General features: G+C 61.8%; 3 protein-coding genes. All 3 read right to left on the minus strand.

The window, feature by feature from the left end; translation table 11 throughout:
- Position 1 precedes the first annotated feature (1 nt).
- Complete coding sequence (locus tag EV586_RS11005) at positions 2 to 8,845, minus strand: non-ribosomal peptide synthetase/type I polyketide synthase (protein ID WP_243653022.1); 8,844 nt, start codon at positions 8,843 to 8,845, stop codon at positions 2 to 4.
- Positions 8,846 to 8,954: 109 nt separating this feature from the next.
- Positions 8,955 to 9,686: an ABC transporter permease gene (locus EV586_RS11010; RefSeq protein WP_132945139.1), complete on the minus strand. Its 732-nt coding sequence runs from the start codon at positions 9,684 to 9,686 to the stop codon at positions 8,955 to 8,957.
- A complete protein-coding gene (locus tag EV586_RS11015) occupies positions 9,683 to 10,666 on the minus strand; it encodes an ABC transporter ATP-binding protein (protein ID WP_132945140.1) in 984 nt (327 codons plus the stop codon). The genes EV586_RS11010 and EV586_RS11015 overlap by 4 nt, the downstream gene beginning before the upstream one ends.
- Positions 10,667 to 10,939: the final 273 nt, after the last annotated feature.

The raw sequence follows: 10,939 nt of genomic DNA on the forward strand, positions 1-10,939 counted from the left end.
ATTACATGCCTGCCACAAGTTTGAGCAGCTTTTTAAAGCGCAGCAAATGGTTCCGCAGCGCGGAGCCGGACAAGCGGTTACCATATTCGAAGCGCAAACGGACACGGCCGTTGTGCGGTTCAGCCAGCAGATAAAAATCGAGTTTGCGCAGCACGCGGCGCGCATCCACACCGCGATCGGCCGCGAATCCTGCCCGCACCTGCCCGTCCGCCTTCGCGGTCAGGTTCAGCTTGCGCAGCGGCTGGTAGTCGCGCAATGTCGGCAATCCGGCCGACAGTTCGCTGAACACCTGCGCCAGCTCCATGTTGGCAGCAAAGCGGAAATCGATGCGCGCAACCTGCTCGGCATCGCCGAGCAGCCAGAGCGGAATCTGCTCGGCACCGAGGCTTTTCTGCAGATACAGCGCGTACAGCGCCAGCAGCGTTTCCGAAAAATCCAAGCGATACGTTGCCCCGAGCTCCGCGATCTTCGCCTGCATCTCCGGCTCCAGCTCCGTCTCCACGAGCCTGCGCTCGCCGCTTCCCGTCTCGAACCAATCGCCGGTCAGCGGCAGCAAGCCGCTGCCCTCAAGCGAGCTGTCACCGGTCGCCGCTTCGAGAAACGCCTTCAGCTTGGCGATCGTCGGCAAGGCGAACAGGTCGGGCACGGTCAGCAGGCCCGGAAACTCTTTGTCCAGCTCCGCGTAGAGCAGGACGAGACTGAACGAGTTGCCGCCGAGATCGAAGAACGAATCATGCAGGCCGATCGGCCGGTCGCCGAGCAGCTTTTTCCAGATGTTCACCAGCACTCCATCGAGCGGTCCGCCCTCCGTCTCCACATCGGTCGGCAAAGCGCTCGAAGCGCTCGGCAAGGCGGGCAGCGCCTGACGGTTGACCTTGCCGTTCAGCGTCTGCGGAATGGCGGGGAGCTCGACGAGGAACTCCGACACCATGTACGCAGGCAGACGCTCGGCCAGCCAGGCCCGCAGCTCGCTCTCCGTCACCGTAAGCTCCGGCGTGCGCTGATAGAAGCTGACCAAGACTTGGTTGCCAGGGCTTAGTTCGCGCACGGTCGCAGCGGCGTTCGTCACCGCCGGGTGCTTGCGCAGGATCTCTTCGAGCTCACCGAGCTCGATGCGAAACCCGCGGAGCTTGATCTGGTCATCGCCGCGGCCGAGGCATTCCAATTCCCCGTTCTTCCAGCGCGCCCGATCCCCGGTGAGGTACATCCGCCCGCCCGAGAACGGGTCAGCGGCAAATCGTTCGCCGGTGAGCGCCTGATTGGCAACATAACCGCGGGCGACGCCGGCCCCGCCGATCCAGAGGTCGCCTTCCATCCCCGGCGGCGCGAACTCGCCGAACGGATCGAGCACATAGACGTTCGTGCCGCGAATCGGCAAGCCGATCGTGACGTCCTCTGCGGAGGTCAGCTCCTTGCAGGTCGACCAGATGCACGTCTCGGTCGGGCCGTAGACGTTGAAGATCCGCAGGGACGGATGCTGCTGCAACAGAGGCAGAAGCTGCGCCGGAAACGCTTCGCCGCCGACGATCAGCGTGGAAACTCCCGACAGGATCTCGTGGGCGATCGAAGCGTCGGCGCACAGCAGGCGCAGGCGGGTCGGCGTCACTTGCAGTGCCTCCACCCGCCCTTCCTGCACCAAGCGCAGCACGCTGGCCGGATTGGCCATGTCGCTGTCGTCCGCCAGCACGATGCAGCCGCCTTGTGCCAGGCAGAGCAGGGTCTCCAGCAGGAAGATGTCAAACGACGGTGTGGTCAGGCAGGCGGTACGCGCCCCCGGCGTCCAATCGAGCGCCTCGGCCATCCCCTGCAGGAAGTTGGCGAGCGCACACTGTTCCAGCTCGACGCCTTTCGGACGCCCGGTCGAGCCGGACGTGTAGATCACATAGGCGAGCTGATCTGGCGCGATCTGCACCGGCCGTTGCCAACCGGCGACCGCCGTCTCCAGCACCGCCGGATCGAGCGCGGGCAGTCCATAGCCGCTGTGCTCGATCAGGGCGGCGTCGCCGATCAGCAGTTTTGCCCCGCTGTTTTCGACCATGTAGCTCAGCCGCTCTTGCGGAAACGATGTGTCGAGCGGCACCCAAGCACAGCCGATCTGCAGACCGGCCAGCATCGCGGCAACCAGATCGGGCGAGCGCGGCAGCAGCAGACCGAAGCGGTCTCCCGGCTCCAAGCCCAGCTCGATCATATGGCTGGCCAGCACTTCGGCCCGCGCCTGCAGAGCGGCAAACGTGAGCTCCTGCCCCTGATACCAGACGGCCGGACGATCCATGTGGGCGCGGAAGCTGTCGTCGAGCAGATCGCGTGCGAACGGCTGTCCTTGCACCGCCGGGCCGCGTCCTTGCGTCAGCAGCTCCCGCTCCTCTTCCGCCCGCAGCAGCGAGAAGCCGCCGAGCGGACGCTCTGGGTCCTGCAGCACGTCCACCAGAAACGCTTGGAACCGCTGGGCCCAGTCTTCTACCCGAGCCGCTGCGAACAGCGGTGTCGCATAGTTCAGACGGCACTGCAGCACGTCATCATGCTCAAACATGTCGAGATACAGGTCGAACTGGGCATGTTGCACCGGGAAGCGGCCGACCACGCCCCGCACGTCGCCGAAATCGAGCATGCGCTGCCCGTCTTTTTCGTAGTTGAACATCACATCGAACAGCGGGTTGCGGCTCATATCCCGTTCCACGTTCAGCCCGCTGAGCAGCAGGTCGAGCGGATAATCGGAGCGCGCATAGGTGGCGAGGCTGACTTCTTTCACCGCATCCAGATAGGAGAGGAACGAGCGCGAGCGCTCCGGCTGCATGCGCAGCACCAGCGTCTGCGTGCACATCCCGACGGTGCGGGCAAAGTCGCCGATCATCCGCCGGTTCCACGGCACGCCGATGCAGAAGTCGGACTGATGGGCAATCCGTCCCAGGAACGCCGTCCACGCCGCGATCAGCACCATAAAGGTCGTGCTCTCACCTCGCATCGCGACTTCCTTCACCTTCGCCAGCACGTCGCTGTCGAAGCCGAAATAGCAGGTCGCCCCGCGGAATTCATTGATCTCCGGCCTTGCCGCATCGCTCGGGAAGTTCAAGGTCTGCGGCAGCGGCTGCAAGTGCTGCCGCCACCACGCCTCCTGCTCGGCGGCGGCGGGACTGGCGAGAAACTGCTGCTCGCGCTTGACAAACTCGTGATAGGAAAGCGTCGGTGTCCCCAGCATCTTGCCATGCTGATAGACTTCCGAGATGTCATTCAACAAGAGATTCAGCGAGACGCCATCGGCGATAATATGATGGATGCTCAGCGTGAACTGATGCTGTCCCGCCGGATCGACCGTCACGCCCCACCGCCATAGCGGTGCTGTGGCGAGATCGAACGGGCGGCGGAAAAATTGATCGAACCGCTCCTGCTCCCCGTCCACGCGCAAGTCGGCCACGAAGAACTCCGCTTCGACCGCATCGGCGATCTGATGCACCACCTGCGCCCCTTCGACGCGGAAGGAGCTGCGCAGCATCTCATGCTGGGTGGAAACCGTTGCAAACGCCCGTTTCAGCCGCTCGACATCGACCGGGCCGTCCAGATTGAACGTGCCGCGGATCTGGTGCGCCTCATTGCCGCCAGCCAAGAACGACATGAAATACATGCGGCGCTCATCGGAAGCCAGTTCGAACGATGCGGGCCGCTCCGCGACCTCGCCGATTTTCGGCTGCTGCGTTTCCGCCTGCACCGCGCCGAGCGACAGGATCAGCGACTCCAAGTGGGCCAGTTTTCGGTAGATGTCCTCCAGCACGCCATCCGCTGCAGCAACCGGAGCAGGCACCTCCCGCACAGCCGGTGCGGTTGGCGCAGTCTGCACCGCTCGCACGGCCGGCGCGACCGACACAAATGGCACGGCCCCCTGCTCGGCGAGATGCGCAGCCACTTTTTCCACCGTGTTCAACTCGGTGAAAAACGTGTTCAGGGCGATCTCCACCCCGTACTGCTTCTGAATAAATTTGCTGATCTCGACCAGCATCAGCGAATCGATGCCCAAGGAGAACAGGCTTTGCGCCTCGGCGATCTCCTCGGCGGCCACTCCCGTCACCTCTTCGATCTTCCCTTTCAACTGGCTCGGCAAGTCGGCGTTGGCACGGTGCTCGCCCGTCTGCTCCATCGGCTCGTCGAGCACCAAGGCGGCAGGCTCAGCAGCGGCAGCCACCTCCTGATACACAGCCGGTGCCAGCTGCGTTTCCAGGAACCAGACCCGCTTGCGGTCATAGGGGGTGTGCGGCAGTTTGTCCACCCGCACCGGCTTGCCCTCATCCAAGGCGCCGAGTCGGACGTTCCACCCGCGCTCCCACAGCTTTCCTGCGCTTTCCAGCAGCGGCTTCCACGCCGGTTGGCCCATGCGCAGACTGGGCAAGAAGGCCAGTTCTTCCCGGTCAAAATTCTGTGCGGCCAACCCGCAGAGCGTCGCTGTGCCCCCGATCTCCAGGAACACCCGGCCCCCCGCTTGAACGGCCGTTTGCAGGGCGGCCGAAAATTGCACCGGCTCGACCAGATGCCCGGCCCAATAGTCGGCATCGATCTCCTTGCCTGCTGCGGCCAGTTCGCCGCTGACCGCCGAGATCAGGCGCGGCGACGGCGCATGGAACTGCACGTCGGAGATGGCGTCTGCCAATTGACGCGCCTGTTCGCGCATCAGCACCGAGTGGAACGGGTGCGACACCGCCAGCTCCTGCACGAAAAATCTCGCATTCCGCGCCCGCATAGCCAGCTCATCGATGCTCGCTTTCCCGCCGGAGACGGTCACATTGTCCGGCGAGTTGACGGCGGCGATCGAAACATCTGCCACCCCTTCGATCAGCTCCTGCACTTTCTCAACGCCGGCCAAGATCCCGATCATGCGCCCGACGGCGGGCGTGCGATCCATCACCTGAGCCCGTGCAGCGACCATGCGCACCGCATCGTCCAGGCTGATCACCCCGTCCACGCAGGCGGCCGCATATTCGCCGATGCTGTGCCCGATCAGCAGGTCGGGCGTGATCCCGAGCGATGCCCAGAACGACGCCAGCGCGATCTGAACGGAGAAGATCAAAGGCTGGCTGTACAGCGGCCGCTGCAGATCTTCCGCCCCGCCCCCGTAGAGCAGGTCGATCAGCGAGACGCCAATCTGCGGACGGAACGCCGCGTCCAGCGCATGCAGCCGCTCGCGGAACACGTCCGAATCCTCGTACAGCTCCTTCGCCATCTCCGCATACAGCGACCCTTGCCCGGTGAAGAGGAACACGAGACGTCCGCCTGCCGTTGCAGCGTCCGCGCCCAGCTTTTCCTCGCCGTTCAGCAAGCCGGTCAGCCGCTTCTGCAGCTCCTCATGGCTCCCGGCCACAAGCGACAGTCGGCGCGGCAGAGCGGCGCGGCCGGTGTTCAAGGTCCGGCTCAGCTCAGCCAGTCCGGCCGTCGGCTGTTCACACCAGGCGGCCAGCTCGCGAGCGTACTGGCGCAGCGACGCTTCTGTGCGCGCCGAGAGCGTGCACAAGTAGGCGGAACGCGGCGTCAGCACCGGCCGTTCTGCCCGCTCTGCGCGTGCTTCCAGCACGAGGTGCGCATTGGTGCCGCTGATGCTGAATGCGCTGATCCCGGCCCGGTAGACGCCGTCGCGCGGTTCCCACGCCATCGTGCGGTCGACGACCTGCACCGGGAGGCGCTCCCAAGCGATCAGCGGGTTGCCCTTCCGGTAGTGCAAGTTCGCCGGGAGCCGCCCGTGGCGCATCGCCAGCAGCACTTTGCAGATGCCGGCCATCCCGGCTGCCGTCTCCAAGTGGCCGAGATTCGACTTCACGCTGCCCAGATACAGCGGGCGCTCGCGCCCGGCGAACACTTCGGCCAGCGCGTTGACCTCCTGCGGGTCGCCGATCTTCGTGCCCGACCCGTGCCCTTCCACATAATCGATCTGCTCCGGCAGCAGCCCGGCATCGGCCAGCGCTTGGCGAATCACCTTTTGCTGCGCCAATCCGTTCGGCACGGTCAGCCCGCCGCTTTGGCCGTTATGGTTGACCGCGCCGCCGCGAATCACGCCCCAGATCGGGTCGCCGTCCCGCTCGGCATCCTCCAGCCGCTTCAGCACCAGCACCGCGCTGCCTTCGCTGCGGATGTAGCCGTCCGCTCCTTCATCGAAGCTGCGGCAGCGGCCCGACTCGGCCAGCGCCTGCAGATTCGAGAAGCTGGCGTGCGCCTCCGCGCGCAAGATCAGGTTGACCGCACCGGCCAGCGCCAGATCGCACGCGCCCGACCTCAACTGCATCATCCCTTGATGCATCGCCACCAGCGAGGACGAACAAGCGGTGTCGATCGCCATGCACGGGCCTTGGAACCCAAACGTGTAGGACAATCGTCCCGCCGCGCTGTTCAGCATGTTGCCCGTAAACATGTACGGGCCGGGCAGCTGGCCCAGATCGCGCCCGAGCTGCAGATAATCGCTCCCGGCGATCCCGATGAAAACGCCGGTCTGACTGCCCGCCAGCGACTTCGGGTCGCGCCCGGAGTCCTCTAACGCTTCCCAGCTCAGCTCCAGCAAGAGCCGCTGCTGCGGATCTAACATTTCCGCCTCCTTGGCCGAGATGCCGAAGAACAGCGGATCGAACTGGTCGATGTCGTCCAAGTACCCGCCCTGCGACGTGGTCAGTTTCTGTTTGGCCGCCCGGTCTTGCTGCCAGCGCCCGGAGGGAATCTCCCGCACCGGGTCGATGCTCTCGTGCAACAGCTGCCAATATGCGTCCGGCGTGTTCGAGCCGCCCGGAAAACGGCAGGCCATCCCGATCACCGCGACCGCACCGCTCGCTTCTTCGCGCTTGCCCTGCCCGCCTTGCGGTTGCACCTGCGCCTGCTGCTTCTGTTCCAACAGCTCAGCAAACACGCGAATGCTCGGATAATCCAGCGCCGCCGTGCTGGTCAGCGCCATGCCGGTCCGCTGCTCCAGACGCTCTTGCAAGATCAAGAGCTGCATCGAACTCAGTCCCAGATCGAAAAACCCGGTGTTCACATCGTCGACCGCCGTACCCAGCAAGCGCTCCACTTCACCTTTCACCACGGTCAAATATTCCCCGCCGGCCGGGACAGCTGTGCTGCTCAGGTTTACCGCCAGTGCCTTTTGTAACTCAGAACCTTCCGTCTTTTGTTGATCCGCTACATCCTTTGGCATCTGTGCCATTAAAGATGCGAACTTCCCGCTTTGAAAGTCTTGGATCAGCTGGAAGCGCTGCACCTTCCCGCTCGTCGTCTTCGGGATCGCCGTGACGGGCAGCACGTGGTCGACGCGCAGACCCACGCCGCTCAGCACCAGTTCCCGCACTTGCTCCACGATCGGCAGGAAGCCGTCCAACTGCTTTTTGTAGTAGACGAAGATCACCAAGTCTTCCGTGCCCGTCTCCGCATTCGGCACCCCGCAGGCGATGTACTTGTTGAGCTCCTCCTCGCCGATGCCTTGCAGGATCACCTTCTCGATGTCGTGCGGAAAATAGTTGGCCCCGCCGATGAGGATCAGTTCTTTCTGCCGGCCGACGATCACCAGACGCCCTTCATGCAAAAAGCCGAGGTCCTGCGTGTTGAGCCAGCCGTCCGCGCTGAGCACCTTGGCCGTCGCTTCCGGATTGTGGTGGTAGCCCGCCGTGACGCTGCCGCCTCTGATCTCAATCGTGCCGACGATGTCCTCCCCGAGCGGCTGGCGCTGTTCATCGGTGATGCGCACCTCGACGTGCTGCACCGGATGCCCGCAGTCGACGAGCTCCATCGCCTCGGCAGCGTCTCGTTCAACAAAGGAAACCGGCTGTCCGATCCCCACTTGCCGGCGATCGACCGCATAGGACTGCACACCCTGCTCCCGCTTGCAGGCCGAGACGACGAGCGTCGCTTCCGCCAGCCCGTAGCCGGGCCGGACCGTCGATTCGCTCAAACCGTACGCGCCGAGTCTGTCGGCAAAATCCTGACAGATCGCCGCCGAGATCGGCTCCGCGCCGTTGATGATCACTTTTACGCAGCTCAGGTCCCACGCTTCCGCCTGTGCCGTCTTCGCTTTAAAGCGCTTTAGGAAATGACGATAGCCAAAGTTCGGCGATCCCAAGACGCTCGCCCGATACTTGTGCACCGAGCTGAGCCAGTAGGTCGGATTCCAGATGAACGTGTTCGTCGGCATGATGTTTTGTTCCACCCCGAGCACAAGTGGGGCCAGATGGAAGAAGATCATCCCAAAGTCATGCGTCAGCGGCATCCAGCTCAAGAAACGATCATTTTCCGTAATTTCAAATATATTGACTAAGTCATTAATATTGGTCAACAGATTGCGATGTGTCAGGACGACCCCTTTCGGCTGCCCCGTCGACCCGGAAGAAAATTGCACAAACGCGATGTCCTCCGGCCCAGGCTCATAGAACTGCGGCTGCCGATCGGCGACTTCGACCCTTTCCGGCTGAAACAGCCGAGCGGTCATCACCGCGCTCTGCTCCGCCCCGTCATGCTCCTCCGCATACGCCGTCAGCTTGGCGGACAGCTTGTCACAGTCGGTGACGATCCACGCGGACTGCAAGACTTCCCAGACGGTGAACACTTTCCGCGTGTTCACCAGATTGTCCGCATAGGAGAGCGGGATCGGGACGATCCCCCCGAGCAGACAAGCCCAATACGCGGTGAGGAACGACCGCGGCGCCAGAAACTGCAGCACCAGCTCATCGCCCTTTTCCACGCCCCTCGCTTGAAAAGCGGCCAGATACTGGCCTGCCTCGGCGAGCAGCGCTTCGTACGCAAGAACTTCTTCATTCGTCGAGTTGTTGAGAAAGCGAACCCCAGCACCGGTTCCGGCATTCTCACGCAAAGCTTCGACCAAAGATTGATACATTTTCACCCCATCCACCCCTTGCAAATATCGAATAGTTTCCAAATAAAAACAGCTGTCGTGACAGGGGGTTGATCGTCCTCTGTAAAAACAGCTGTCAAGCGTGTGGTGTTTATTTTCTGTTGAGAATGAGGATCGCGCCGCCGTAGCCGAGAATTCCCCAAATGATCAACGTGATGTAATGTTCAGTTCCGGCCGTAAACGCATTCTCCGCCATCGAAGCGCGCATGACCTCCGCCATCGAGTACAGCGGCAAAATGTGGTGCAGAGTCTGCAGCCACTCCGGCAGACGCTCCATCGGGAAGTTGATCGGCGAGAACATCAGTGCGCCAAAGATCAAGACTTGCGACAGCGCCATCGAAGCGAGCGGCGACAACGCATACGAGAAGCCGTAGCCGACCCCGATCGAAGTCAGCGCGATCAGGACGATCACCGGCAGCACTGTCCACGAGATGTCATAGCCCGGATCGTACACATAGTGCGCCACCAGCGTGGAGATCGCGATGCCCGGAATGGTGATGATCAGCCAGGACAGCGTGTCGGCCGCCAGCACGAGCCCGCGGTTGACCGGCCAGGTGCGGATGAATTCGATGTAGCCTTCCGTTTTGGCGTTGGCGATCTGCTGCGGCAGAATGACCAGGCCGGTGATGATCAGAATCAGCGTCGGCGCACCGGTTGCCAAGAAGAGAATCGTGTTTTTCTCCGGATTGTCGAACAGATAGGTAAAACCGATGACAATCCCCAGCGACACCATGATCTGAATGATCGAGAAGAACATCAGATTCCCGGAGTTTCGCATAAACTGCATCTTAAAGACATACTGAAACTGTTTGATTGTCGTCATACTGCCGCACCTTCCTTACCCGTATGGAAACTGTAAGCGCCCGCGCCTTCTTCCGCTTCCCGTCCGCCGGTCAGCGTGACATATACGTCTTCCAGCGTGGTCGGGGCCAGCGAATAGTCGATGATGCCGCCATGTTCAGCTTGTTGGTGCGCCCATTCGATCGCCGTGGTCGCCAGCTCCTGGTCGATCGACAGGATCATCCGCCCGCCGTTGACGCGCGAGCTTTGCACCCACTCCGGCAGCGCGTAGTCTGCCGCGTCATGCGTCAAGCCGATCTCCAGACGCAGCTGGTTGGAAACGGTGCTCTTCACTTCGGCCGGCGTCCCTTGGGTGAGAAACTTTCCTTGGTGGAGAATCGCCACGCGGTCGACCGCCTTCTCCGCTTCCAGCACGTTATGCGTGACCAGGATGACCGAGGTGCCGTCGTTGGTCAGGTCGCGGATCACGTCCCACAGGTAGCGGCGGCGCACCGGGTCGACGTCGTTGGTCGGTTCATCGAGCACGACCAGTTTGCCCGGCTGGATCACCGCCATGCAAAAGGAGGTCAAGCGACGAATCCCGCCGGAGAGTTTGACCCCTTCGGTGTTCACCCATTGGCCCATGTCCAGCTTCTCGAACAGCATCTCCATGCGCTTTTTCACATCGTTTTTCTTGCCCATCCGCATCATGCCCATCGTCGAGACGGCCTGCGTCGGCGTCATGAAGCCGAGCGGCAGCTGCGACTGCGGCTGCACCGAGCAGATCGAGCGTGCGCGGAGCGGATCTTTCTGCACCGATTCGCCAAGCAGGTACACTTCACCGCTCGACGGTTTGATCGAACCGATGATCTGATTGACCAGCGTCGTCTTGCCGGCACCGTTATGTCCCAAGAGGCCGTAGATTTCCCCTGCTTTGATGCTGAAGCTGATATTATCGTTCGCATAAAACTCGGACTTGCGATTGCGGAACACCTTGGTCAGTCCTTGCACATCTAAGATCATAAGTACCTCCACTCATTCCTTTACCCGTGCAGCACAGCACGCTTCGCAAAGGGGATTCTAAATTCAAATATACATCGCTTATGCTTTGCATACAGATTAAACCTTGCCTCGAAAATAATTATAACACCGTGATAATAACATACAAATGACGCTTTTGCAAAAATATTTCCCGTTTTAATTAAGATTTCGTAATTTTTTATTTGAATAAAATGAGAACGGTTCTAATGAACACCCTATACCACTTGCCTCTGCACAACACAAAAAGACCCTTCT

Source organism: Tumebacillus sp. BK434 (assembly GCF_004340785.1).
GTDB lineage: Bacteria > Bacillota > Bacilli > Tumebacillales > Tumebacillaceae > Tumebacillus_A.

What these genes read in the sequence shown, in the direction of transcription:
- EV586_RS11005 (WP_243653022.1), bottom strand. Translation starts at nt 8,845, where the DNA reads ATGTATCAATCTTTGGTCGAAGCTTTGCGTGAGAATGCCGGAACCGGT.
- EV586_RS11010 (WP_132945139.1), bottom strand. Translation starts at nt 9,686, where the DNA reads ATGACGACAATCAAACAGTTTCAGTATGTCTTTAAGATGCAGTTTATG.
- EV586_RS11015 (WP_132945140.1), bottom strand. Translation starts at nt 10,666, where the DNA reads ATGATCTTAGATGTGCAAGGACTGACCAAGGTGTTCCGCAATCGCAAG.